The organism is Limosilactobacillus reuteri (genome assembly GCF_034259105.1).
Lineage (GTDB): Bacteria > Bacillota > Bacilli > Lactobacillales > Lactobacillaceae > Limosilactobacillus > Limosilactobacillus reuteri_G.
The window spans coordinates 1,550,704-1,575,348 of the sequence record NZ_CP139478.1 but is presented as its reverse complement, the minus strand read 5'-3'; the positions used below and the strand labels follow the sequence as shown (position 1 = coordinate 1,575,348).

Below are 24,645 nucleotides of genomic sequence, written 5' to 3'. Positions count from 1 at the left end.
ATTAGTGTGATAACAAAGAAAGCCGCTTTTGTAGCGACTTTACAGAGATAGTATTTTGGCTTGTTCGTTTGAGTTTATTGAGGACAACGAGATCCGATTGCTTATCCGAATAGGAATAACAATCTGTGATATCTTTATTTTGACCTAGCATATCATCAGCAAAGCCCAACTCAATCGCTTTATTGACATTCATCCAGGTTTCGTCATCCATCATGGCTGAAATCTTCTCGCGGGGTAGGTTTGTTTTAAGCTCATAGGCATTAATGATTGATTCTTTGGTTTCAGCTAGCATCTGTGCAGCTTGATCAAGATCTTCTTTTTGTCCACCAACAATGGTTAATGGATTATGGATCATGATCATCGCGGTTGGAGCCATGGAAACTTTTGTTCCTGCCATGGCGATAACTGATGCCGCTGAAGCAGCGATACCGTCAATTTTGACGTTCACGTCATCGGGATAATTCATTAGCATCGTGTAAATGCGACTGGCAGCGACACAGTCACCACCGGGAGAATTTAACCAGAGATTGATTGGCCCTTTCCCTTGACTTAATTCATCTTGAAATACTTGGGGAGTGACTTCATCATCAACCCAGCTATCTTCAGCAATCGTACCGTTGATAGTTAAGACACGTTGATTTTGAGGACCGCTCCAGTTCCAGAAACGTTTCATTCTTTTGGTTCCTCACTTTCTTTAGATGGCTGAGAACTATAGAAGTTACCAGCTTGGTTGAGTGGTAGCATATTACCGTTAACCAAGTATTGATCACCACCTTCGTTTGCTGGGATGCGGTTGAGGTCCTCCAGTTCACGAATATCATTAGCTGATAGCCAGCCGTTTTGTCGGCCAATTGCGTAACCATTCATGCGGCTTTCGTAATCACCGCGCAGCAAGCCATCAACGTTGAATTTGATGAAGTATTTCTGCTGGTCGTCAGGTGAAAGTAATTGCTGGTTCATCGCTTGTTCCCAACGGACACACCAAGGGTTCAAGGTGTACTTCACAAATTCGAGCGACTGCTGTTCAATGTTTGAGAAGGTGGAACGATCCAGGTCACCAACCATGTGTGGTGGTACACGAAAGATCCGTGCAATCTCATCTAGTTGAAATTTTCGCGTATCTAGAAACTGTGCTTGGTCAGGTGGAATGGAAAGCTGGTGAAAAGTCATTCCTTCTTCCAAGACAGCAATGCTGTGATTATTAGATCCCGAAAATTGTGACTGCCAACTTTTCCGAAGCCGTTCAGGGTCTTTGACTACATTAGGGTGCTCGAGAACACCACCAGGCGTGGCATCATTTTTGAAGAAAGTGGCTCCATATTGTTCGGCAGCCATGGATAATCCAATCGCATTCTTAGCCATAGCAATGGGACTGTAGCCAATCAAACCATCAAAGCCTAGTCCTGCGATATGGAGAACTTCATCGGATAAGAGAATAACTTGTTTTGATTTGTTCTTTGCTTGGTAATCATCGTAGTTGCGATTATAGGTGTAGTAGATTTCACCGTTAGCGGCCCGATTGACGTCCATCCGGTCTGGCATTAACGGATAAAGCCCTGTAATTTGGCCTTGACCATTGCGAATGATTTGTGCATAGGCGTTACCCCACAGCAATAAATGGTTCATCATGGTTTCACGAAAGATAAAACTGGTCATTTCTGGATTTGGCGCATCATGAAGCAAAAAATAAAGCGGGTGGTTAATTGCCCGCTGTTTGCCACCATCGCTGGTGTATTGATAAATATGGAGTGGTAGTTCAGCTAATCCTTCCGCTAAGACCCGCACACAAGCATAAACCGCTGTATTCTGCATTGCAGTGCGTTCGGTCACATTTTGGCCAGCCATCGAACTGCCGAAGAAAAATGACATGGTGCTGGATAGGGTGTTTTTGGGTGAAGCTTTATTGGTATGGAACAATTTATTAAATAGACTCATGGCATCAACTCCTTTAAGTTTTTCGTAATTACAACATTAATAGACCTCGACCATCATAAACAGAGTCACCACTGTCTTCATTGCGAATGGCGCGATCCAATCCCATGATAGTAGCGACAACGCCATCTATCTTTTCAGTTGATTTTGCTTTATCTGGTTTGATGTTGCCTGCCGGATCAGTTCGAATGTAGATGTTGTCCATCATCCAACGCAAAACTGGGTGTCCACCGTGAGCAATTTTCTTTTCCAAAGTTAAGCGCATCAACTCTTTGGTTGGTGGAGTCATATCTTTGAACCCTTGGCCAAATGGCACTACCGTGAAGCCCATTCCTTCAAGATTCTGGACCATTTCGACTGCACCCCAACGGTCAAAGGCAATTTCCTTGATATGGTATTTCTTTCCGAGATCATCAATGAAGTGTTCTATGAAGCCATAGTGGACGACATTACCTTCTGTGGTTTGTAAATATCCCTGCTGTTTCCAGATATCATAGGGAACATGGTCACGGCGTACCCGCAGGTCGACATTATCTTCAGGAATCCAGAAGTAGGGGAGCAGGGTGTAACCTTCGGAATCATCACGCGGTGGAAAGGCCAAAACGAATGCTGTGATATCAGTAGTTGATGACAGGTCAAGACCACCGTAACAATCGTGACCACGTAACTCATCGGGATCAACAGGAAATGCACAAGCATCCCATTTGTCCATCGGCATCCATCGAACATCTTGTTTTACCCACTGATTTAACCGTAGTTGTCGGAATGTATTTTCTTCAGCTGGGTTTTCCTTAGCTGAATTATAGGCATCCGTAACCTTCTCCATTTTGACCGTGATACCCAGAGAAGGGTTAGCTTTTTTCCAAACTTCGGGACTTGACCAATCTTCGTCACGTCCGGCACCGTAAATGACTGGGTAGAAGCGAGGGTCATGTTTACGTCCCTTCATGATGTCAATGGCTTTTTGGTGGACCTGATAACAGATTGAATTTTCATCGTTACCAGCCGTCGTGATCAAAAAGTAGAGCGGTTGAGTACGAGCGTCCCCAGAGCCCTTAGTCATAACGTCATAAAGTTTACGGTTAGGCTGAGTATGCAATTCATCAAAAATAACGCCAGAAACATTAAAGCCATGCTTGGAGTAGGCGTCGGCGGACAAGACTTGGTAGAAACTATTAGTTGGTTCATAGATCAAGCGCTTCTGAGAAGCTAAGATCTTGCACCGCTTCTTCAAGGCAGGATTCATCCGTACCATATCGGCAGCCACGTCAAAAACAATGGCGGCCTGTTGACGATCAGCCGCGCAGCCATAAACTTCCGCCCGCTCTTCTCCATCAGCACAACAAAGTAGGAGGGCAACGGCAGCGGCTAGTTCTGACTTTCCTTGCTTCTTGGGAATTTCAACATAAGCAGTGTTGAATTGACGGTAGCCATCAGGCTTAAGAATGCCAAAGATATCACGAATTATTTTCTCTTGCCAATCAATTAAATCAAACGGTTTTCCTGCCCAGGTCCCTTTGGTATGGCATAGGCATTCGATAAATGAAACTGCAAAATCAGCTGCGTCTTTGTTATAAGTAGAGTCCTTGGCCATGAACCTAGTTGGCTTGTAATCTTTTATTTTTCGCAAGAGGGCATCACATCCTTTCAGTTGTACTAAAAAAGCACTGAGTGTTAACTCAATGCTTGATTGATGATTAATTAAACTTGCCAGTTAATATCAAATTTACGTATCCGGCGCGGTCAGTATTCAAGTAATCGATTAAGTCATGGCAGTTATAGTAGTATGCCAGTCTTTTGACATTTTCCACATCAAACATATTGGCTTCACCAGTGTTGCGGATTTTAAGCACTTGTCGGTAGATTCGATTACGCTTGGCCAATTCATCTTTGATACGGTTCATAGTTAAGCCTCCTGACTTTTGAATGCGGCGGACCCGGTTAAATTTTTAAGTAACACCTTCCGTTGCTTCTTATACCTTGGGCCAATAAATCCCAGCCGGAGCAAAAGACAACGAAAGGCATATTTTTCATTGCTTTCTTCCCGTGGCTGGGACATAATCCGCTGATGATTTTGAGCATATTGCACTAGTTTGTCGATGAATTGTTGATAGGCCAGAGCATCATTGGCATCGACTTGGTCAAACCAGTTAAATGAGACTTGTTGGTCGTCAATGCTTAAATGCAATGATTCAATGTCAAAAGCGTCTTTGATTAACTGGCTTTTGGCCCAGATTAAATGGCGTAGGTTATCTAGATCTTGGTCAGTAAGCTCATTGCGGCGATATGTTATGTTCAACTTGACCGTCTCGCTGGGTGTGAATCCCTGTTGCTTAAGATGTGTTACTAATCCAGCAGGAATCTCATCCGGGGATAGAAGATTGCCATCCTTGCTGATGGTGTATTTGCCAATCTGGTATGCATAAGTTGGTGTGTACTGGTACTCTGCCTTTTGCTGAGTGTATTCAGCAATCTGTTCGACTAACTTTTTGCGCTGTTGGCCATGAACATTAAAATTAATTTTCATATTCAATACCTCCTTGTTTGATCACTGTATACATCACTCTAAAAGGCACAGATAGCAAGGCTTTTCAGTACTTTAGGCCGACTTTTTAACCTTACTGTAAGGAATCGATTTTCCATCCCTTTCCACACTGACTTTCTGATCCGAATCGACTTGTTCAATATAGCGGTTGACGATGACATCGCAATATTTAGGATCCAGCTCCATCATGTAGCAGATCCGATTAGTCTGTTCACAAGCAATCAGAGTCGAACCAGAACCGCCGAATGGATCAAGAACCGTGCAGTTCGACATAGTAGAGTTCATGATCGGATAGGCTAGTAATGGGATTGGTTTCATCGTTGGGTGTTCCTTACTTTGCTTTGGACGATCAAATTCCCAGATGGTAGATTCCTTTCGTCCGGTGTACCATTCGTGTTTACCATCTTTCTTCCAGCCATATAGAACTGGTTCATGCTGCCACTGGTAGGGTGAGCGACCAAGCACTAATGATTGTTTTTTCCAGATACAGCAACCAGATAAATAAAAGCCAGCATCTTGGAAAGCACGGCGGAAGTTAAGTCCTTCCGTGTCGGCATGGAAAACATAGATGCTGGCATCATTGGCCATTGCAGTATTCATATTTTGAAAAGCAGCTAGTAAAAATTGGTAAAACTTATCATCATCCTGATGGTCGTTCTTAATCTTGCCGGCTTTGCTTTGGTAATCGACATTATACGGTGGATCGGTAAGGACAAGATTAACTTGATGATCATCAAGTAACTTTTGACAACTCTCTTTTTTCGTGGCATCACCGCACAGTAGGGCATGTCGTCCCAAGTGCCAGAGATCGCCTACCTTAGAGAAAGTTGGCTTATTCAATTCGCTATCTACATCGAAATTGTCGTCATGAGTATCATCTTCGGTAGCAAGCAAGTCAGATATTTCATCCTCATCAAAACCAGTTAATGAAATATCTAAATCACTAGCTTGCAAGTCAGTCATCAGTAAAGCTAACTTGTCCTTATCCCAGTCACCACTAATTTTGTTTAAAGCTACGTTAAGGGCCTTTTCTTTGTCCTCATTCAGATTAACGACCACGCACTCTGCTTCTTTGATGCCTTCATCCTGGAGAATTTTTAAGCGCTGGTGCCCACCAACTACATGACCGGTTTGTTGGTTCCAAATGATTGGATCGACATAGCCAAATTCATGCATCGAGCGTTTTAGTTTTTCATAATCAGGATCGCCGGGTTTGAGATCTTTCCGTGGATTGTAATCGGCAGGAATCAAATCGGTGATTTTCTTTTTGACAAATTTCATTAGTTCATTCCTTTCCGGCTTCTTAAGAGCCGTTCCATGACATCATCCTGTGGGGTTGATCCTTGGTAAGCTGTGGCGTTGTTTTCCTTAACCACCTGAAAAATCTGAAACCACAACTGACTCGATTGCTTCATGTAGTCACGACTCATTGAAACGTAGGGTGAAGCAATTGCGTTCCCAGTGGTGGGGTGGCGGGCGAGAAAACCGAACTTAGAGATACATTCTTCACACTGAATCCACCGACTGACGCTAACGGCATATTGTTCAATTAATTGGGTATTAACTAATTTTTCGCAACCACGTTCAACTAGCCATTCCCAAGTTTCTTTGAAAATATCGGCAGCATCAAATTCTAACCCATTCTTTTGTTTGGCTTTGAGGTACTTTTTGACTGGCGGCATCACGTGGCCTTCCAGATTAGCTGGCTCTGGCAAATCAATGACGGTTGCTTCTTGGCCAGCTTCGAGCTTATCGTGCAGTGATTTAGATCTTCTCCCAGCGCCGACCCGGAATCCGCCACGATTCGTACCATCTTTAGCCAAATCTCTCCCTCCTTCCGGCAGGGGTTAATACCCCGTTTGATTTCGATTTTTTGTACACGAAGGCCCAGGCCCGCTCCCGCGTGAAAAATTTTTAAGGATTCGATGGCCCCCTCCGTGGTTTAGTAATGATATTGACGTGGTGCTTTGTGCCAACGATCATCCATCTGAGCGGTGATGCGGGAATGACATGGTTTGCATAATGCCATCAGGTTTTTGAACTCGTTGGTGCCACCGTGCTCTAAGGGCAGAACGTGATGGACTTCGGTAGCCTTGGTATACCTTCCTTGGCTCAGGCACATCTCACAGAAGGGATGGTGGAGTAGGTACCTTTGTCTGATCTTTGGCCAGCCACGATGATAGCGCGGACGACTACGTTTTGGTCGTTGGTAACGATTGTAGTGAGAACTGACTTGCTTAGCATGGACGTCACAATAAGTGTTGTGGGTTAGTCGCGGGCAGCCGGGGTAACGACAAGGTTTCTTGGGTGAGTAAGGCATGACACTCCTCCTTTCTGAGGGCATAAGAAAAGCCCAGCAGTTTACACCGCCAGGCTTCAATGTTATAAAGCAAATGCCTTTATCCTAATTTTCTACACTACTATCGTAACATGGATAGGCTGATTGTTTGTTCTGCGTTTTACCTTTCTAATGGTGGGATCCATAAAGCAAAAGGGTAAGGTGGTCGAGTGCCTTGTTCTTTCTATTGTAGGCAGTGGTCTTAGCAATGAAGTATTTGTCCATCAACAAGGTCAGTCCTTCGTTCATTGATTGATTTGGAGTGCGGTAACAAACATCCAATATGAAGCGTTCATCTCGTGAAAGCTCTTGCCATGCTGGTTCAAACCATTTGAAGTAAAGCTGGGGCTTGCTGGTACCGCTCGTTCAACTTAGTGGTTTGATCGATGCCATGAAGCAGACGATGTTCAGTGGGATTATCTTTGTTGGTGCCGCTGGGTGCGAAACCATACTGTGGTGAATTGATGCCGATCGTCTGTTCCTTAGCCAGCTTCAAATCATCCTGATAAGAATCAATGATAAACTTCATACCATCGTAGTCTTTTAATGCAGCAATAGTGGCCCGGCGCTTGTCTAAGTAATTCCACATGATACTCATACACAAACACTTCCTTTCAAGTTGGCTTTCACTGCATTAATCAGTGCCAGCTGAGTTTTATCCTTGTGCTTCAAGGCGGCTAGGATGTTTTCATCAATCGTTACTTCAGTAATGATGTGGTGAATGACCACGTGCTGACGCTGACCCTGCCGCCAGAGCCGAGCGTTGGTTTGCTGGTAAAGCTCCAAGCTCCAGGTCAGTCCATACCAGATCAAAGTAGCACCTCCAGCTTGCAGATTAAGTCCGTGAACCGCAGAGGCAGGATGGATCAGTGCGAGCGGAATCCTGCCAGCGTTCCAGTCTTGAATATCTTTGGTTACTTTAATTTCCCGAATCTTGAAGCATTGTTTAATCTGCGCTAAGTCATGCTTGAACCAGTAAGCTATCAGCACGGGTTTGCCGTTGGCAGCTTCGATTAGATCTTCTAAAGCATCGAGTTTGCGTTGATGGATTTGAACAACCTGCTGCTGATTATCATAGACACAGCCATTAGCCATCTGACAAAGTTTATTGGACAGGCTAGCCGCGTTCAATGCATCGATCTGTTTGCCGTGGGTCGAAATCACCAGCTGAGTCTTGAGTTCATCATAGATTGCTTGTTCGTTGTTACTCATCTTGACCGGTACTGTGTTCATGGTTAGCGGTGGAAGATCCAAGTAATCCTGAGACTTCATGGAGATGGTGATGTCATCAATGGCCCGGTAAATACTCTGCTCAGCACCCGGCTTTGGCTTGTAAGTGAAGACTTGATACATATTGCGCTTGTCGGGATCAAAGTAATTAGTCCGGTAGTATGAGATGAAGCGGCCAAGTCTTTTTCCCATATCAAGCACCCGGAATTCAGCCCACAGATCCATTAGCCCATTAGAGGATGGTGTTCCGGTTAAACCAACTACACGTTTAATCAGAGGGCGTACTCGCGTCAGCGCTTTAAAACGTTGGGAACGGTAAGACTTGAAACTGGAGAGTTCATCGATCACCAGCATATCGTAATCAAAGTGCATACCAGAGGATTCAATTAGCCATTTCAAGTTTTCCCGGTTGATGATATAAATGTTGACATCTTGTTGTAGTGCTTTGATTCTTTGTGTCCTAGAACCAGTGACAACAGAGTAGGTAAGGCCTTTTAAGTGGTCCCACTTTTCAATTTCTTCCGGCCAGGTTTGTTTAGCAACTCTTAGCGGCGCCACAACTAGGACCCGGTGAACCTTGCCTTCCTGAATGAGCTGCTTAATAGCCGTGAGGGTAATGACACTTTTGCCAAGGCCCATGTCGAGCAGGATCGCAGCAACAGGATGATCCAGAATGAACTGAGTAGCGTATTGCTGATATTCATGCGGCTTGTATTGCATCAAGCATTCCTCCAATCTGATCGAATTGATCGCAAACGAAGACTTGAAAGCCAAGTTGTTTTAATTGCATTAGTTTTTGTACCTGCAGCGGGCGGGGATGCTTACCAGGAGCCTTCATCTCCACGAAGCCCAGATGACCATCAGGTAAAAGGACAATTCGATCGGGAACTCCAGCCATTGATGGCGAAACGAACTTCAGGCATAAACCGCCGCGACTTTGAGCTGCTTTCACAAAAGCTGTTTCGATTCGTTTTTCTAACATTTTCGATAATCCTTTCTATGTGTTGATTCACCAAGGTATTAAGAGAGTTTGTGACGGTCATGTCAGTCGATTTACTACTCTTTTCTATACTCTTTTTTTCTATTTTTTATTCCTATATACAAGTAAAGAAATAGACTGTCACGACTGTCATGGTTGTTAAGGAAGGTTGATGTAACAAGCTTTTTCCTTAATTAATAATGACGGTCAATGACACTCAAATGAGGAACTCGTTAGTATCAGCTTTTAATCGCAGTCCTTTGATGAACCTTCCATGTTGTTTTCGTTGACGTTGAAAGCCAGCATTCTTAAGGGCCGTGTAAAAATCGGTTCTATGATATTCGGTAAGGATAAGATAATTTCTTATCTTTACCGTTTTTTGTTACTTGCTGTACCATTGATTTAAAAATAAAAAAAGACAACTGTCTTAAGTTATCCCCATAACCACTCAGTTGTCTTAAAAAGTATATATTCCTCATGACTAATGATATCAATTTTTGGACTTGAATCAAGGATCCTTACTTAAAACCTGACAAACCATTTTTAACTGAGGATAAAGAACTAAAGATCATCCATTTAATTCAGTCTTATCCCATGCACTGTCCGCTTTGCGGCCAGTTGATGCGTCGCAATAGCTTCCGTAAGCGGCCCGTAACGATCAAAATCCTTACACTGGCTGGAAAACCAGCTGTCTTAAAAATCAAGAAACAACAGTATCTCTGTCCACCATCGCCCCAATGCCCCAAGCGAGTTACCAAGGTTGCTGAGGTCCAAGGAGTTAATTTTGCCTGTCGAATTGCGAATGTCGTTAAATACCATATTGTACAGGAACTCAGTGAGAATGAATCAATGCGGACTATTGCTAGTCATCACAATGTTTCTACTAACACCGTTGAGCGTCAGCTCGAGGGCTTCGAAGATACCTTTAAGACTAATCCTCACTGGTTACCGGCAACCATCGCTTTTGATGACTTTAAATCCGGTAAGTTCGCCCAAAGTAGGATGAGTATGATCTTAATGAATCCGCAGAACCATCGTACTATTGACATCATTCAGTCTCGTAATTCGCGTTTCATGCGTAATTACTTTCTTTCTCACTACTCTAAAAAGGCTCGCTGGTCGGTTAAGATTGTCGTTGTCGATCTGTTTGAACCTTATCGTAACCTAATTCATGACTTATTTCCCCAGGCTATGATTGTAGCTGATCATTTCCACGTCGTTGTCCAGGCTTACCGGGCACTTCAAAGTGCCCGGCTTAAAGTTATGAAAGAATACGGGGCTAATACACATGAATACCGCGCTTTAAAGCATTATTGGAAGTTATTAATGACTAAGGAGGGCCAGCTAGATTACCTGCACTACTATTCACGACGTAATTTTTATCACGCTTGTTTGTCTAATCAAGATGTCGTAGAACGGCTGCTCAACTTCTCTCCAGAACTAAGAGCTGCCTACGAATACTATCAAGATTTAATAGCCGCAATTAGTCACCGTAGTCAGACTTTGTTAGATCAGTTAATTAAGCGAAATAATCTACCAAACGTTATAAGACGAGTTAAGCGAACACTCGCCAAGCACCGCCAGGAAATTATTGCCAGCTTTTACACCCGACTAACCAACGGGCCGATCGAAGGTACTAATAATAAAATCAAGATAATCAAACGGACCGCATATGGCTATCGCAACTTCTTCCATTTTCGGATTAGGATTCTCATTTCGTTGAAGAATTCTAACCTCATGATTCGTGAATTACCAAAAAAGAAAACTAGACCAAAAGCCAAAGTAGCTTAGTCTAGTTCTCCAAATTCTCTTCATCCTTACCCATTGATAAAGAGTCTTTAATAAAGTATTATAGCCCAAAGGGACTTACTTTTTTAATTTTTCGTAGAAAAAGCTGATAACCTCGCCTGTTTGACATGGTTATCAGCTTTCAAGTTTCAGTTATTAATGTGTAGTTTTCATTAATGAGCTCCTTGACAAGTAGTGACATTCTTATAATAAAGTGATATTATTTATAATAAAGTGATATTCTTACAATAAGTTCAATGAAATTACAAGATTCTTTAATTAATCTTGCAAAAAGGATCATAAATAATAGGAGACGTTAAATTATGTCTGAGGAAAATCGTGAATATTCACAGAATGATCGTATGACGTCAACCCACAATGAGGTTCACCACCATCATAATCACCACCGCCACCATCGTCGTCACGGTTGGCGGATTTTTTGGTCGGTTGTTGGGATTCTGATCCTGATTGCCATGTTCTTCGCAGGAGTAGCATGGCATAACCTTAAGTCAACAACCAATAATATGTATAACAGTGCTGGGATCACCAAAACTCGGGATGCCAACAAGGTACTCGCGCAGAAGCGGCCGGTCTCGATCCTCCTGCTGGGAACTGATACTGGTGCCTTAGGCCGAAACTACAAGGGCCGGACTGATACGATGATGATCATGACTCTGAACCCGCAGAAGAAGACGACCACGATTGTCAGTCTGCCACGGGATATGAAGGTTAAACTGCCAGACTACCCAGACGACTCACTAGCTAAGATCAACGCTGCTTACACTTACGGTGGGGTCAAGGAGAGTGTTAAGACAGTTCAGAAGCACTTTAACATTCCGATTGACTACTACGTCCTGGTTAACATGGGTGGCCTAGAGAAGGCCATCAACCAGGTTGGTGGGGTCGACGTTAAGTCACCACTGACCTTTGACTATGAAGGCGCCCACTTTACTAAAGGTCAGACTTACCACCTGAATGGTAACAATGCCCTGAAGTTCAGTCGGATGCGGTACGATGATCCCCAAGGAGATTACGGTCGGCAGCAACGACAACGGCTAGTTATTACGGCCCTGCTGAAGAAGTCAGTTTCCTACAAGACGGTACTGAATCAGCGCTTCCTGCGGACAATCTCAGATAGCTCCCAGACTGATTTGACTTTTAACAATATGGTCACGTTGGCGAAGGACTACCGCGGTAGTAATGCCAACATTGTTCAGGACCACGCTCAAGGGCATGGTGTCGATGAGGATGGCCAGGACTATGAGGTTGTTCCAACTAGTGAACAACAACGAATTACGGACTTGTTACAGAATAGCTTGAAGAATTAAGGAGAAGAGCGTTGAATAATTCAGCAGAAGAATCGAAGAATACGATTGACTTGAGCCAATTAATGACGATCCTACGCAAGCATTTTAAGATGTTGATCATCTGGACTCTGCTTGCTGGAGTGCTGGGCTTTGTTGTAGCTCAGTTTGTAGTAGTACCGAAGTATACGGCTACTATCGAAATCCTGGTTAACCAGAAGCACACTAACGACAACGACGGCCAGGCCTATAATAACCAGCAGGCTGATATTCAAATGATCAACACCTACAAGGACGTCATTACCAACCAGGTAATTTTGAATAAGGTTAGTCGTGAACTAAACAGTACAACAACGGCACGTGAATACGGCCGGTCTTATAACATGCCGGTTGCTAAGTTGAAAAAGGCAATTAAGATTAACACTCAGCAGAACTCGCAGGTCTTCTCGGTGGCAGTTGAGACAAATGATCCGAACTTGTCAGCGGCAACTGCTAACACAATTGCACGAGTCTTTAAGCAGCAGATCAAGAAGATTATGTCGGTTAACAACGTTACCATCGTTTCACGAGCAACAGCGCCGGATAGCCCGTCCTTCCCGAACGTCAAGCTCTTCACTCTGGCGGGGGCTATTCTTGGCTTACTGCTAAGTGTTATCTATTTGATCATCAAGGAGCTGATGGACACGACCATCAAGGATGATGACTTTATGACCAATGAACTCGGTTTAACCAACCTTGGCCACATTGATCACTTCCACCTGAACCACAATTTCCAAGCCCAAACGAAGCAGACGCGCCTTGGAAATGATAAGCAAGCCGAGCGTCGGGTCTAGAAGGAGGAGAGCAGGATGTCATTTTTCCATCGTAGAAACGAAAACCAATCGAACGCAACGATTCATAATGGTACGCAGCTAATTACAGTAATGCCCCTGAAGAGCCCGATCTCCGAGCAATTCCGGACCCTGCGAACAAATATTAACTTCATGGCGATCGATCATCCAATCAAGACCCTGGCCTTGACTTCCGCTAATGTTTCGGAAGGGAAGTCGACAGTGACTGATAACCTGGCCATTGTTTGGGCACATACAGGACAGAACGTTTTGTTAGTTGATGCCGACTTGCGGCGGTCAACTCTGCACCGGACTTTTAACTTAGATAATCGTGAAGGATTGACGACGATTCTGACGAGTCGTGCTCGCACAATTGACCTCAACACAATTATTCAACCAAGCGGCATTGATAATCTGTCATTGCTGCCAAGCGGCCCAACGCCACCGAACCCGGCAGAATTGCTGAGTTCACAACGGATGAAGGACTTCCTGAAGGCCGTCCGTGACCGTTACGACATGGTAATTGTTGATGTACCACCAATGTTGGAAGTTACTGATACTCAAGTTATATCACACGATCTGGACGCAGTTGTTTTGGTAGTTAAACAAGGTCAGACTCAAAAATTAGGAGCCAAGCGAGCAGTTGAACTTTTGAAGATGGCACATGCTAACCTGCTGGGCTACGTCATGAATGATGTGGTTAGCGATGGTAGTGCCGGATACGGTTATGGCTATGGCTACGGATACGGCTATGGTTATGGCTATAGTGATGATGGGGATGATAAGTAATGGTCATGGTGGATTTGCACTGCCACCTGTTACCCGGCATCGATGACGGTTCGAAAAGCATGGCGATTTCACTCCGCCTCGCACGAGAGGCAACGGAAAACGGGATAACGCATGCGTTGTTGACGCCGCACCATATGAATGGTCGTTACGTGAACCATAAGCAGGACGTTATAAAGCGGACAGCGGCTTTTCAAAAAGAGATCAACGCGCACCAGATTCCAGTGACGGTTTTTCCGGGACAGGAAGTGCGAATCAACGGCGATTTGCTGACGGCGTTAGATAAGGACGATATCTTATTTGCCGATACTGGTAACCGGTATTTGATGCTGGAGTTCCCGGATGACGATGTGCCGCATTACACTGGCCAGATGATTTTTGACTTGCAGCAGCGGGGAATCATTCCGGTGATTGTCCACCCGGAGCGGAACACGATGATTATGGCAAGGCCAGAATTACTGCACGAGTTGCTGGAAAAGGGATGTCTGTCACAGATAACGGCAAGCTCGTATGTGGGAACCTTTGGTAAGAAGGTTGAACGTTTTAGCAAGCAGCTGATTGCGGCCGGTCAGGGCTATGTATTTGCTTCGGATGCCCATGACCTGCCAGGACGGAAGTATGAGATGCGACAAGCGTTTGAAAAGCTGCGTCGCGAGTTTGGCGAAGGGCTTGCAAAACGTTATGCGACAAATGCCCGGGCAATTATTAATGGGGATGATGTCCCACAGAATGCGGTACGAGCTGTAAAGAAAAAGAAGAGGTTTTGGATATTCTAGGATAGTTATTTGTGGGGAGAATGGTTTCGATGCAAGTATCTAATGATAAGAGCAGAATTATAGAAAGCACTAATGAATCAAATAGTGCTTTTCGTTGGTATCGTGATTTCTTTAAGCGGATTTTAGATATCGTTATTAGTCTGTTAGGAATAGTTGTATTGGCTGTTCCAATGTTAATAATTGCGCTTTTAATAAAGCTTGATTCCCCAAAGGAGCATGTGCTTTTTAAACAGGCAAGGGTTGGTAAAGACAACCAGGTATTTACAATTTTAAAATTTCGTTCAATGCGTAAAGATGCCCCTCATCAGATGGCTACGGAGAACTTTGAAAATCCAGAAGAATACATAACCAGAATAGGAAAAATAATTCGGAAGACTAGTTTAGATGAACTACCACAGTTATTTAATGTACTTAAAGGTGATATGAGTTTAATTGGACCGCGCCCGTTGATACCGGCTGAAAAGAGGGTCCTCGCAATGCGGGATGAATTTGGAGCATCAAAGATTCTTCCTGGGATTACTGGATTAGCACAAGTTCATGGTCGAGATGAAGTTACAGATGAAAATAAAGCGGCTTATGATGGTAAGTATGCACTAAATGTTAGTTTTCTTTTAGACTTATCAATATTTATTAAGACAATATGTGATGTTATCCATAGCAAAGGAATACATGAAGGAAAAAATAAGTAAGAGGTAGTAATTCTTTATGTCATTGATTAAAGAGAATCCATCATTTTCAGTGCTAATATCTGTTTATAAAAAAGTAAATTCCAAATACTTAGATGAAGCACTGGATAGTATTGAAAATCAAACGGTTAAACCTTCTGAAATAGTCCTTGTTGAAGATGGGCCCATCTCAAATTCACTAAAAGAAGTCATTCTAAAACATCAAGAAAAATTTGGTAAGAATTTTAAAGATATTGTTTCCCCAAAAAACCAGGGCTTAGGCGTGGCGCTTCGTTTGGGCACAAAATATATATCAACTGATTGGGTAGCACGTATGGATTCAGATGATATAAGTGTACCAGACAGGTTTGAAAAACAACTTAATTTAATTAAACATAATCCTAATTTGGCAGTAATTGGCGGTCAAGTAACAGAATTTATTGGAGATAAAAAAAATCAGATAGGGTATCGTAGAGTCCCCACATCGAATGAATTAATAAAGCAGTTTTTAAAATGGCGCAGTCCTTTTAATCATCCTACTGTTATGATTAATAAAAAAGTTCTTGACGAGGTTGGAGGATATATTCCATATGGAAATTTAGAAGATTATTATCTTTGGTCAAGAATAATCGTTGATGGATACGATGTTGCAAATATTAAAAATCAAATAGTTTTTATGCGTGTAGATGATGGATTATATTCTAGACGTGGCAAATGTTCTAATATTAAGTATGTTTACAAATTAAGAAAGTTTTTGTTCAAAAAAGGGATTATTTCTTTTAATGAACAAATAATGGGTGATTTAATAATGACTATAAACATTATTATGCCATCAGGATTAAGAAAAATTATTTATCAAAGGGTATTACATAAATGAATAGTCTAAAAAAAAACGAGTATTTATTAAGCGTAATTGTTCCTATATATAATGTTGAAAATTACTTAAAGCAGTGCTTAAGTTCAGCTATTATAAGGAATAATAAAGTAAAGTATATTTTAGTTAATGATGGATCAACAGATCATTCTGGAGAAATAGCTAAGAATTATTCTAAACTATATAAAAATGTTATATACATAAATGAAAAAAATCAAGGCTTATCAGCAGCTAGAAACACTGGGTTAGAATATGCTGAAGGTGATTGGGTGTATTTCTTGGATTCAGATGATTTTGTGGATGCTGATTTTATTTATAAGTTATTTTTAATAATTTGCAATTATGAAGATAACACTTTTTTTAGTTTGCCAGTTATTAAAGATAGTCTTAATAATCATTGTATCTTGCAAGATTATGCGGGATCTATTGACATTGATACATATATTAAAGAACTGATAATGGGAAAGAGGCAATTTGGGGTTTGGTCTTCTGTTTTTAGCCTGCGATTAATAAAAACAGAAAAAATTTATTTTGAAAAAGGAAAACTTTTTGAGGACCAATACTTTATTCCCAGATATCTAAAATTTGTTAACAAAATTCAACAGATAAGCAGTTCAGAAATTGGATTTTATCATTATCGGTTTAGAAATAACTCAATAAGTAATGAGAAAATTAATTATCGTACAATAGTAGAAAAGTATAATGCGGAAATGAATAGAGACTATACTTTGAGTCAATTAGAATTACAAGATAATACATTAAATTTGATTGATGAGAATCATCTTACTATTATTTTCCGTGCTTATATTGACTTTTTGAAAATAGGTAATATTAAAGAAGTAAGGGAAAAGAAAAATGAATTTCTTAAGGTTAAGGGCAGTGGATGCCCTGTGTCAAGCAAAAAGACATGGATAAAAATTCTCTTAGTTCTTTTACCGATTAGTATTTGTCGATTTTTTCTAAAAAAGTTTAGTAGGTGATTATGGTGTTTATATCACTTTTCTTTTTCCTTAGTTTGAGTGCTTTACTTGATATATATTTTAATCGAAATTCTTTTGTTTATTTATCGGTTATTGTATTAGCATTTGTTGCAGGATTAAGAAGTCTCGGTACTGGCTTTGATACTTATAACTATTACTATGACTATATTAATGTGTTAAACGGACTTAGTCCTAATAATAGTAAAGAGATTGGATTTGTTCTAATAGAAAAAGCCTTAGCAGCTTTTAATGCTCCTACTTGGGTTCTATTTACTTTTATTGCTTTTTTTACATTAATAATTTTGGCTTACGGGTACTCAAAATTATCCTGTTACTCAGGTTTGGCTATACTTTATTATTATTCTAGATTCTATATTAGTCGTGATTTGAATCAAATTAGAGCATCATTAGCAGCAGCAATTTTACTGTGCTCGTTGAACTATATTATAAAACATAGTTTTTGGAAATTTACTTTGGTTGTAGTTATAGCTTCCTTAATCCACTCTGCAGCTGTTATTGGAATTCTTTTGTATCCAGCTTATTTAATTTGTACTAAGGTGAAGAAAAGTAAGATTGTAACTTTATATATTGTTATTCTCATTGTTTCTGGATTTATGTCGTATAAAATTTCCCCATTAATAGAAAGCCTAAATATTAATAGATTAGATGCATATACGACTAGCAATTTTTATACGATAGGTAGTGGGTTGCAAAATCCTGTAATTTGGCTTCAAGTAGTGATAAGCATAGTTGCTCTTTTACTCTATGAAAATGAAAAGAATATACTTAATGAAAAATATAACGTTGTGCTGATAACATACATGATTTCAACCATTTTATTAATTTTGTTCAGTCAATATTACACGCTAGCAGGCCGTATGTCCACCTTCTTTGCTACAGTTGAACCCATTGTGCTTCTTAATATTCTTCAAAGGTTGAAAATAAATAAAGGACTCAGTAAATATGTTTTTATTGCGATTGCATTAGTGGTGTTCTTCGTGATTAATTATTCAACGGGGCTTATTTCTAAAATTAACTATAGTTTTATTTTATAGTATGGGCTCAGAGATTAAGGTAAGCATTTGAAATGAGCAGGAAATTCAATAGGCTTTAATGGTGACGCTGCGACATTCCATAAAAGGGTTCATTTTGTTGCACTGGGCCTAGAATAAAAAGTATACAAGTTAAATAGAGACTCTGATTTAGTATAATTAAGGAAGTAAATTGGAGGATCAAATAATGACGAAGCACAGTTATGACAAGGAATTTAAGGAACAGGCCGTTCAGTATTACTTAGATAACAAGGATCACATGACCATGAATGAAATAAGTAAGAATCTAGGTATTGGGGCTAGTACATTACATAAATGGATTAAGCTGTTTACTGAGACTGGGGAGTTTGGCCGTGGCTCTGGTAATTTTGCCAGCGATAAGGACAAGGAGATTGCACGACTAAAGCGCCAACTTCGTGACGCTGAAGGAGCGATCGAAGTATTAAAAAAATCAATCGGGATTCTGAGCAAGTAACTACCGAAAAGGTATACCAAGAAATGGACGTTCAGCACGCTTTGGAATCCCACCCTTCCATCAATGGTATGTGTGATTATGTTGGAATCTCAAGAAGTGGTTACTATCAACGAGAAAAGCGTCATAATCACCAATCACCGCGAAAGCTTCGGAAGAAGTTTATTCAAGGTGAAATTAAAGCAATTTGGCTCAAAAGCCTTTGTATTTACGGTGCCGGCAAAATCACCCAAGAACTTCGCTCAAAAGGATATAAGATCGCTGAACGAACTGTTGGTAAGTATATGCGTGAACTTGGCATTCACGCCGTTTACCTAACCCCTTGGACGACTACCACTCGCAATTCTAAGTTTGATAAACAGCTAATAAATATTTTAGACGAGCAGTTCAATCCATTGCGACCAAACGCCGTTTGGTGCATTGACACCACTTATATTCCAGTTCATGACGGATTCGTTTATTTAACCAGTATTATGGACTTGTACTCCCGACGGATCATTGGTTGGGACTTATCTGAAACCTTGGAGGTATCGAATGTCATCCCACTTATTGAAAAGACTAAGCACAGTCGCCATATTAGCAAGCCATTAATCATGCACAGTGATCGTGGTAGTCAGTTTACGTCTGAAGCTTACAATCAAGTTACAGCTAACATGACATTAAGCTATTCAAAGAAAGCTTATCCTTGGGATAATGCCTGCATTGAGTCGTTTCATGCCTTGATTAAGCGTGAATGGATAAATCGGTTTAAAATCCATTCATACTCCGAAGCTAAACGACTAGTTTTTCAGTACATTGAAACGTTTTACAACACAGTTAGAATTCACAGTCACTGTGGATTCAAATCACCAAAGCAACTTGAAGATGAGTATCAAACTCAAATTCAAAATTTAGTCGTGGCATAGGACAAAAAAGTCTCTATTTAAATTGTCTATTTTATTGACAGGGGACCACACCACTATCATAATTATATTGAGAATACATCGTAGCAGAAAATTTATACATTTCGAAGTTGGTACGATCATCCTTAATAAATGAAAAGAACAGGTGATAGTAACTATTATTAAAATGAACGTCTTAACTGTTAAAATAGCTAGCCAATAAGGCAAAAATATAAAATTACGTGTTAGTAAGCATTAAAGTGTTAATGGATATGTGAGACATACGTAGTTGTAATGGTTATTACTCAGATTTAGGCCTGGAGAAGGGAAAAGAGCTAAGCTACTTAAACTACTAGTTATTTAAATGTCTCAACTGGTATTCACCAGTTGAGATTTTTTATGTTATATAGTCCATCATAAATAGAAGAACTTAGAGTATATGATTTTTTTATAAAATCATAATTTTGTAAGGGGGAGTAATTAATGAAAGTAACAATTGTAGTTCCATCCTTGAGGAAAACCGGAGTAACCGAAGTTATAAAGCAGTTATTAATAAGGAACCATGAAGAAAAAAATCCTATTGACTTTTCATTGATTGTATTAAGAGATGATTTTAAAGCAAATTCTACTATTTTTAGGTCACTCGTTAGTGAAATCCATATTTTAACTGGTCATAATTTAATAACTTTTGATAAAATTAGTGAATTTAAAAAAATTATTTTGAAAATAAGTCCGCAGGTTATTCATTTTCATGGATTTAATGCAGAATTGTATATTCCATTTGTAAAAAAGAATAACATTATTGTTACTGCGCATAATATGGGAATAGGAGATTTTAAATATAGTTATGGTTACTTTATAGGCCTTATTATGTCAATTATTCAAAAACAAAATTATAAGTATGTGAATAAGATAGTTGGTGTTTCAAAAGCCGTAACAAATTATTATAAAAAATTAGGATTTAAAAATGTAAAAACAATTGAAAATGGAGTTGAAATTCCTAAGAGAATTATTGTTAACAAGAAAATGCTAAATTTGAAGAAACCTGTTGGAATTTATGTTGGCAATATCGATGCGCGTAAGAATACGAGTATGCTTTTAGATGTATTCAGCAAAGAAAAAGATTTTGGAACATTAGTAGTAGTAGGTGACAATCCAAAAAGTGTAAAAAAGTTCAATCTAATTAAGAACAAATATAAACGTCGCAATATTATATTTGTTGGTAGGGTAAGTAATGTTTATCCATTCTTATGTGGTGCAAATTATTTTATATCTGCCTCTAAAAATGAGGGATTACCAATGGCGGCGATAGAAGCAATGGGGGTAGGGCTAGATTTGATTTTAAGCGATATACCTCAACATCGTGAATTGAAGCAAAATGAAAATAATAGAATATATTTTTTTAAAAATGATGAGAATGGGCTACGAGAACTGTTGGTTAAATATGTTGAGAAGTTCCCTTGTAGCTATGGAAAGCTAAAAAATAAAGAAAGCTTTTTGAAGAGATTTACTGCAAGCGTTATGTTTGAGAAATATTTAAAACTCTACTATCAATTTAATTGAAAGAAGGACTCATTATGAGAAAAAAATGTGTATTCTTAATTCCTTATTTTGGTAAGTTTAAAAATTATTTTCAACTATTCTTAAATTCTTGTAAAAAAAATTCGGATTATACATGGATAATTATTACAGATAATTCGGATCAGTATGACTATCCAGCGAATGTTGAAAAAGTTGAAATGTCTTTTGATGAGTTAAAAAATAAAATACAAAAAAAATTTGAATTTAAATTGTCTTTGGATAAACCTTACAAGTTGTGCGATTTTAGACCAGCGTATGGTTACATCTTTGATGATTTAATTAAGGATTATGAGTGGTGGGGGCATTGTGATACTGATACTATTATGGGTAATCTTAATGACTTTATTACTGATAAAATGTTAAGTGAATATGACAAATTGTTTTGCCTGGGGCACTTAAGTATGTACAAAAATACAGCTCAGAATAATAAGTTATTTATGAAAGAAATAAACGGGCAATCTTGGTATAGGGAAAGTTTTACAACAGATAAGCCGACAAATTTCGATGAAGTGTGGGGAAATAATACTAATATTAATACAATATTTAAGCACTTTTCAAAGAGAGTATATGAAAGAGACCTGTCACTGAACTTTAACCCCGAAAAACTTTCTAGATTTAAAAAACAAACATATTACTACACCACTGGAAAGTTTATTGATGAAAAGAATGACAGAAATAAATTAGCGGTTTGGAATCAAGGAAAACTTTTTAGATATAGCTTGAATAGTAAAAGAGATTTAGTTTTTAATGAATATATGTACTTACATTTACAGAATAGAGAGATGCAAATGCAAGAAGGTATTTTAAATGTAGATTTATTTGATGTTATTCCAAATGAATTCTGTCTATTAGATAGGAAAAGATTAAATGCATATTCTTTTATGAGTATAAGAAAAATACAATACAAATATAAAGTTTTTAATGTATTGCAATTAGATAAACTAAAAACAATTTCAATCTTTTTAAAACGAAAACTAGTTAAATTAAAAGACCTTATAGTGGACTAAAATGAATAAAAAAGTATTAAAAAATTATTTGTATAATCTTACTTACCAGATGCTTAACATTATTATGCCTTTTATTACGGCCCCTTACATTTCAAGAGTATTAGGCCCCCGTGGGGTAGGTGACTATAACTATATTTATGGGATTGTTTCTTACTTTGGAGTCTTTGCTGTTACTGGGACAGTAGCATATGGTCAACGAGAAATTGCAAAAAGACAAGGAAATCTTGTTGAGCGGAGTCATCTGTTTTGGGATATTTTCTATTTTAGATTAATTTCAACGATACTAGTTGCTATAATTTATTCATATTTTACAGTAAATTACCTTACTCAATATCGAACGCTATTGTTGGTAAATTATTTTTTAATTTTTTCCTGGATCTTAGATGTTAGCTGGTACTTTCAAGGAGTCGAAAACTTTAAGGTTACGGCTGTACGTAATAGCTTAGTAAGGATAATTTCTACAATTATGATTTTTATATTTGTAAAGAACAGGACGGAAGTTTGGTTGTTTACATTAATTATGTGTGGTAGTTCCTTTATTGGCAATGTGACCATGCTTCCTTACCTAAAGAATGAGATAAAATGGATAAAAGTAAGCTTAAAAGAAATTTTTAGTAAGTCAAAAGGTATAATGTCCCTTTTCCTTCCTGTTATAGCAATTCAACTCTATACCGTACTGAATAAGGTTATGTTAGGAGCAATGAGTTCCTCTGAACAAGTTGGATTTTATTCGCAAGGTAATCAGGTTATAACAATTGGTACAACTGTGATTTATGCTTTTGTTGCTGTCTTAACTCCAAGAGTAGCGGCACTCTATGTTGAAAATAAAGATAAGCAAATAAAAAAGTATATGTCAGAAGCAATTGCCAATGTTTACTTTATGGGCCTTCCCATGATGCTGGGGTGTATTGCAGTTGCAAAGGTATTTGTTCCTATTTTTTTTGGTAATGGATATGACCCTGTTATTTTATTGATACAGGTTATGAGTGTTCTGTTTATTATTATAGGAATAGATCAACTGGTTGGAACATTTCTAGTTTCTATGAATAAACAGAATATTTTTACAATTGCAGTAAGTGTTGCAGCAATTGTAAATGTTGTATTTAATACTCTATTTATTTATATGGGTATGGGTGCTTTAGGGGTCGCATACGCAACAATCATATCTGAATTAAGTACGACTATTATTGAAATAGTGGGTTTGCGCTCTTATATAAAGTTTTCGGACTTTTATTTTTATTGCATAAAATATTTAATTCCTAGCATAATTATGTTTCTTATAATAAAAACTCTTGATCAGGTGTTATCCTATGGTATATTTAAACTTATTACTATGATTATAAGTGGGATTTTTATCTATTTTGCTTATATGATAATTAGTAGAGACTCATTATTCTATCCTTTAGTAGAAAAAATTATACATAAAGTATAGTACAGCATTAAATCTAAATATTTTTTAACAATTTAGATTGCTTTTTTGTAGTATTGAGTATTTACAATCTAAGTGCAACAGATTAAAAAAATAAACCCATAGCGGGTAGAATATGTTTAACGACCAAATCAAACTATTCGAGGTAACCCGTTATGAGCTATATTCATCTTACTATAAAAGAACGTGAAATGCTTATGTGTTTAAAGGCTAAAGGATTAACTATTCGTGCAATTGCCTTACACATGAAGCGCAGTCCAAGTACTATTTCTCGTGAATTGAAGCGTTGTTCGGGTGCGTACTCTGCTAATACTGCTGAAAATGACTATCACGTAAAGCGTCGCAACTGTCATAAACCACTGTTATTAGATAGTCATCCACAACTACGCCGTAAAATTGTTCATTATATTTTAGATCTACATTGGTCCCCCGAACAAATCGCTGCGCGCTTTGCGAAAGAACATCATTGGTGTGTCAGCTATAATACCATCTATCGACATATTTATAAGCATAATTTAGGTGAAAAGTATACGTCTCATGGTGATACTGGAATTCAGCGTCACTTAAGGCACAAGCATCATACACGTCATCCTAAAAATATGAGGAAGCATCGTGAAGCACAGACGGATTATATTTCAATTCATGAACGTCCTAAATTCATTAATGAGCGTCAGCGCATTGGTGATTGGGAAATAGATACTGTAATGGGGAAAACCGGACATGCGGTTCTTTTAACAGTCGTTGATCGTCTTAGTCGATTAGTATTGATCAAAAAGATCAATCACAAAGAAACAGCTGATGTTAATCAGGGCTTAGTTGATCTCTTAGGATCTATCCCTAAAGAATTTGTCCATTCATTGACTCCAGATCATGGGCGTGAATTTCTTAGCCTAAATGATATTCGAGAACGTTTAGGAGTAGCTATTTATTGGCCAGACCCATATTCACCAGAGGAAAGAGGAACTAATGAAAATACTAATGGCTTGATTAGAGAATACTTTCCCAAAAGGACTGATATTGATGACTATACAGATAAGGACGTCAGTTTCTGCCAACATCAGCTGAACTGCCGTCCTCGAAAAGTGTTAAATTATGAAACCCCATATGAGGTGTTTTTTGAGAAACCGTTGCACTTAGTTTGACAATTCGTCATATAAAAAACAGCTGTGGATTTTCCCTCCGCAGCTGTTTTGGTG

The 24,645-nt window shown here is 39.1% G+C and carries 26 protein-coding genes; 15 read left to right on the top strand and 11 right to left on the bottom strand.

From position 1 onward, the window contains the following. Position 1 precedes the first annotated feature (1 nt). The 11 genes from SH603_RS08845 to SH603_RS08795 form a co-directional block, all read right to left on the bottom strand. The gene (locus tag SH603_RS08845) at positions 2–673 is read right to left on the bottom strand and encodes a head maturation protease, ClpP-related (protein ID WP_048687325.1); all 672 of its coding nucleotides are present in this window, start codon (positions 671–673) and stop codon (positions 2–4) included. Next, a complete protein-coding gene (locus SH603_RS08840) occupies positions 670–1,935 on the bottom strand; it encodes a phage portal protein (RefSeq protein ID WP_321533860.1) in 1,266 nt (421 codons plus the stop codon). The genes SH603_RS08845 and SH603_RS08840 overlap by 4 nt, the downstream gene beginning before the upstream one ends. Positions 1,936–1,963: 28 nt before the next feature. Beyond that, on the bottom strand, positions 1,964–3,562 hold the full coding sequence (locus SH603_RS08835) for a terminase large subunit (RefSeq protein WP_321533859.1): 1,599 nt from the start codon (positions 3,560–3,562) through the stop codon (positions 1,964–1,966). 67 nt (positions 3,563–3,629) lie between these two features. After that, positions 3,630–3,836, bottom strand: coding sequence for a DUF5049 domain-containing protein (locus SH603_RS08830; protein ID WP_321533858.1), 207 nt, complete (start codon positions 3,834–3,836; stop codon positions 3,630–3,632). 2 nt (positions 3,837–3,838) lie between these two features. Next, the gene (locus SH603_RS08825; protein WP_321533857.1) at positions 3,839–4,459 is read right to left on the bottom strand and encodes a hypothetical protein; all 621 of its coding nucleotides are present in this window, start codon (positions 4,457–4,459) and stop codon (positions 3,839–3,841) included. Positions 4,460–4,531: 72 nt separating this feature from the next. Next, on the bottom strand, positions 4,532–5,758 hold the full coding sequence (locus SH603_RS08820) for a site-specific DNA-methyltransferase (RefSeq protein WP_321533856.1): 1,227 nt from the start codon (positions 5,756–5,758) through the stop codon (positions 4,532–4,534). Next, entirely contained in the window at positions 5,758–6,300 is a 543-nt protein-coding gene (locus SH603_RS08815; RefSeq protein ID WP_102116125.1) for a P27 family phage terminase small subunit, read from the bottom strand. The genes SH603_RS08820 and SH603_RS08815 overlap by 1 nt, the downstream gene beginning before the upstream one ends. A 119-nt stretch (positions 6,301–6,419) precedes the next feature. Continuing rightward, positions 6,420–6,797, bottom strand: coding sequence for an HNH endonuclease (locus SH603_RS08810; protein ID WP_159219828.1), 378 nt, complete (start codon positions 6,795–6,797; stop codon positions 6,420–6,422). A 340-nt stretch (positions 6,798–7,137) separates the two neighbouring features. After that, positions 7,138–7,413 (bottom strand): hypothetical protein, encoded by a 276-nt coding sequence (locus tag SH603_RS08805; protein ID WP_321533855.1) that lies wholly within the window; start codon positions 7,411–7,413, stop codon positions 7,138–7,140. Continuing rightward, positions 7,410–8,765: a DEAD/DEAH box helicase gene (locus SH603_RS08800; RefSeq protein ID WP_321533854.1), complete on the bottom strand. Its 1,356-nt coding sequence runs from the start codon at positions 8,763–8,765 to the stop codon at positions 7,410–7,412. Before SH603_RS08800 ends, SH603_RS08805 begins: the two co-directional genes overlap by 4 nt. Beyond that, positions 8,746–9,027, bottom strand: a complete 282-nt coding sequence (locus SH603_RS08795) for a VRR-NUC domain-containing protein (RefSeq protein ID WP_321533853.1) — start codon at positions 9,025–9,027, stop codon at positions 8,746–8,748. The genes SH603_RS08800 and SH603_RS08795 overlap by 20 nt, the downstream gene beginning before the upstream one ends. Before the next feature lie 504 nt (positions 9,028–9,531). Here SH603_RS08795 and SH603_RS08790 point away from each other — a divergent pair. From SH603_RS08790 to SH603_RS08720, 15 genes are all read left to right on the top strand, one after another. Further along, positions 9,532–10,815 (top strand): ISL3 family transposase, encoded by a 1,284-nt coding sequence (locus SH603_RS08790; protein ID WP_321534232.1) that lies wholly within the window; start codon positions 9,532–9,534, stop codon positions 10,813–10,815. 359 nt (positions 10,816–11,174) lie between these two features. Next, on the top strand, positions 11,175–12,140 hold the full coding sequence (locus SH603_RS08785) for an LCP family protein (RefSeq protein WP_321534231.1): 966 nt from the start codon (positions 11,175–11,177) through the stop codon (positions 12,138–12,140). Positions 12,141–12,151: 11 nt separating this feature from the next. Continuing rightward, on the top strand, positions 12,152–12,949 hold the full coding sequence (locus SH603_RS08780; RefSeq protein ID WP_321533852.1) for a YveK family protein: 798 nt from the start codon (positions 12,152–12,154) through the stop codon (positions 12,947–12,949). A gap of 15 nt (positions 12,950–12,964) precedes the next feature. After that, complete coding sequence (locus SH603_RS08775; protein WP_321533851.1) at positions 12,965–13,735, top strand: CpsD/CapB family tyrosine-protein kinase; 771 nt, start codon at positions 12,965–12,967, stop codon at positions 13,733–13,735. Then, positions 13,735–14,508 (top strand): tyrosine-protein phosphatase, encoded by a 774-nt coding sequence (locus SH603_RS08770; RefSeq protein WP_321533850.1) that lies wholly within the window; start codon positions 13,735–13,737, stop codon positions 14,506–14,508. The genes SH603_RS08775 and SH603_RS08770 overlap by 1 nt, the downstream gene beginning before the upstream one ends. A gap of 29 nt (positions 14,509–14,537) precedes the next feature. Continuing rightward, on the top strand, positions 14,538–15,197 hold the full coding sequence (locus tag SH603_RS08765; RefSeq protein WP_321533849.1) for a sugar transferase: 660 nt from the start codon (positions 14,538–14,540) through the stop codon (positions 15,195–15,197). A 16-nt stretch (positions 15,198–15,213) separates the two neighbouring features. Beyond that, a complete protein-coding gene (locus tag SH603_RS08760; RefSeq protein ID WP_321533848.1) occupies positions 15,214–16,050 on the top strand; it encodes a glycosyltransferase in 837 nt (278 codons plus the stop codon). Next, the gene (locus SH603_RS08755) at positions 16,047–17,027 is read left to right on the top strand and encodes a glycosyltransferase (protein ID WP_321533847.1); all 981 of its coding nucleotides are present in this window, start codon (positions 16,047–16,049) and stop codon (positions 17,025–17,027) included. Before SH603_RS08760 ends, SH603_RS08755 begins: the two co-directional genes overlap by 4 nt. A gap of 2 nt (positions 17,028–17,029) precedes the next feature. Then, a complete protein-coding gene (locus SH603_RS08750; RefSeq protein WP_321533846.1) occupies positions 17,030–18,082 on the top strand; it encodes an EpsG family protein in 1,053 nt (350 codons plus the stop codon). Between the two features lie 184 nt (positions 18,083–18,266). Further along, positions 18,267–18,554, top strand: coding sequence for a transposase (locus SH603_RS08745; protein WP_003688751.1), 288 nt, complete (start codon positions 18,267–18,269; stop codon positions 18,552–18,554). Positions 18,555–18,577: 23 nt separating this feature from the next. Next, the gene (locus tag SH603_RS08740) at positions 18,578–19,456 is read left to right on the top strand and encodes an IS3 family transposase (RefSeq protein WP_010011610.1); all 879 of its coding nucleotides are present in this window, start codon (positions 18,578–18,580) and stop codon (positions 19,454–19,456) included. 459 nt (positions 19,457–19,915) lie between these two features. After that, complete coding sequence (locus SH603_RS08735) at positions 19,916–20,995, top strand: glycosyltransferase (protein ID WP_321533845.1); 1,080 nt, start codon at positions 19,916–19,918, stop codon at positions 20,993–20,995. A 14-nt stretch (positions 20,996–21,009) separates the two neighbouring features. Then, a complete protein-coding gene (locus SH603_RS08730) occupies positions 21,010–22,020 on the top strand; it encodes a DUF6625 family protein (protein ID WP_321533844.1) in 1,011 nt (336 codons plus the stop codon). A 1-nt stretch (position 22,021) separates the two neighbouring features. Beyond that, positions 22,022–23,452 (top strand): oligosaccharide flippase family protein, encoded by a 1,431-nt coding sequence (locus SH603_RS08725; protein WP_321533843.1) that lies wholly within the window; start codon positions 22,022–22,024, stop codon positions 23,450–23,452. 152 nt (positions 23,453–23,604) lie between these two features. Further along, positions 23,605–24,591 (top strand): IS30 family transposase, encoded by a 987-nt coding sequence (locus tag SH603_RS08720; RefSeq protein WP_321533842.1) that lies wholly within the window; start codon positions 23,605–23,607, stop codon positions 24,589–24,591. Positions 24,592–24,645 lie beyond the last annotated feature (54 nt).

Coding starts and splice junctions, on each gene's coding strand:
- SH603_RS08775 (WP_321533851.1), top strand. CDS start 12,965: ATGTCATTTTTCCATCGTAGAAACGAAAACCAATCGAACGCAACGATT.
- SH603_RS08845 (WP_048687325.1), bottom strand. CDS start 673: ATGAAACGTTTCTGGAACTGGAGCGGTCCTCAAAATCAACGTGTCTTA.
- SH603_RS08730 (WP_321533844.1), top strand. CDS start 21,010: ATGAGAAAAAAATGTGTATTCTTAATTCCTTATTTTGGTAAGTTTAAA.
- SH603_RS08750 (WP_321533846.1), top strand. CDS start 17,030: ATGGTGTTTATATCACTTTTCTTTTTCCTTAGTTTGAGTGCTTTACTT.
- SH603_RS08755 (WP_321533847.1), top strand. CDS start 16,047: ATGAATAGTCTAAAAAAAAACGAGTATTTATTAAGCGTAATTGTTCCT.
- SH603_RS08770 (WP_321533850.1), top strand. CDS start 13,735: ATGGTCATGGTGGATTTGCACTGCCACCTGTTACCCGGCATCGATGAC.
- SH603_RS08725 (WP_321533843.1), top strand. CDS start 22,022: ATGAATAAAAAAGTATTAAAAAATTATTTGTATAATCTTACTTACCAG.
- SH603_RS08805 (WP_321533855.1), bottom strand. CDS start 7,413: ATGAGTATCATGTGGAATTACTTAGACAAGCGCCGGGCCACTATTGCT.
- SH603_RS08840 (WP_321533860.1), bottom strand. CDS start 1,935: ATGAGTCTATTTAATAAATTGTTCCATACCAATAAAGCTTCACCCAAA.
- SH603_RS08745 (WP_003688751.1), top strand. CDS start 18,267: ATGACGAAGCACAGTTATGACAAGGAATTTAAGGAACAGGCCGTTCAG.
- SH603_RS08800 (WP_321533854.1), bottom strand. CDS start 8,765: ATGCAATACAAGCCGCATGAATATCAGCAATACGCTACTCAGTTCATT.
- SH603_RS08720 (WP_321533842.1), top strand. CDS start 23,605: ATGAGCTATATTCATCTTACTATAAAAGAACGTGAAATGCTTATGTGT.
- SH603_RS08735 (WP_321533845.1), top strand. CDS start 19,916: ATGAAAGTAACAATTGTAGTTCCATCCTTGAGGAAAACCGGAGTAACC.
- SH603_RS08795 (WP_321533853.1), bottom strand. CDS start 9,027: ATGTTAGAAAAACGAATCGAAACAGCTTTTGTGAAAGCAGCTCAAAGT.
- SH603_RS08810 (WP_159219828.1), bottom strand. CDS start 6,797: ATGCCTTACTCACCCAAGAAACCTTGTCGTTACCCCGGCTGCCCGCGA.
- SH603_RS08830 (WP_321533858.1), bottom strand. CDS start 3,836: ATGAACCGTATCAAAGATGAATTGGCCAAGCGTAATCGAATCTACCGA.
- SH603_RS08765 (WP_321533849.1), top strand. CDS start 14,538: ATGCAAGTATCTAATGATAAGAGCAGAATTATAGAAAGCACTAATGAA.
- SH603_RS08820 (WP_321533856.1), bottom strand. CDS start 5,758: ATGAAATTTGTCAAAAAGAAAATCACCGATTTGATTCCTGCCGATTAC.
- SH603_RS08825 (WP_321533857.1), bottom strand. CDS start 4,459: ATGAAAATTAATTTTAATGTTCATGGCCAACAGCGCAAAAAGTTAGTC.
- SH603_RS08760 (WP_321533848.1), top strand. CDS start 15,214: ATGTCATTGATTAAAGAGAATCCATCATTTTCAGTGCTAATATCTGTT.
- SH603_RS08785 (WP_321534231.1), top strand. CDS start 11,175: ATGACGTCAACCCACAATGAGGTTCACCACCATCATAATCACCACCGC.
- SH603_RS08740 (WP_010011610.1), top strand. CDS start 18,578: ATGGACGTTCAGCACGCTTTGGAATCCCACCCTTCCATCAATGGTATG.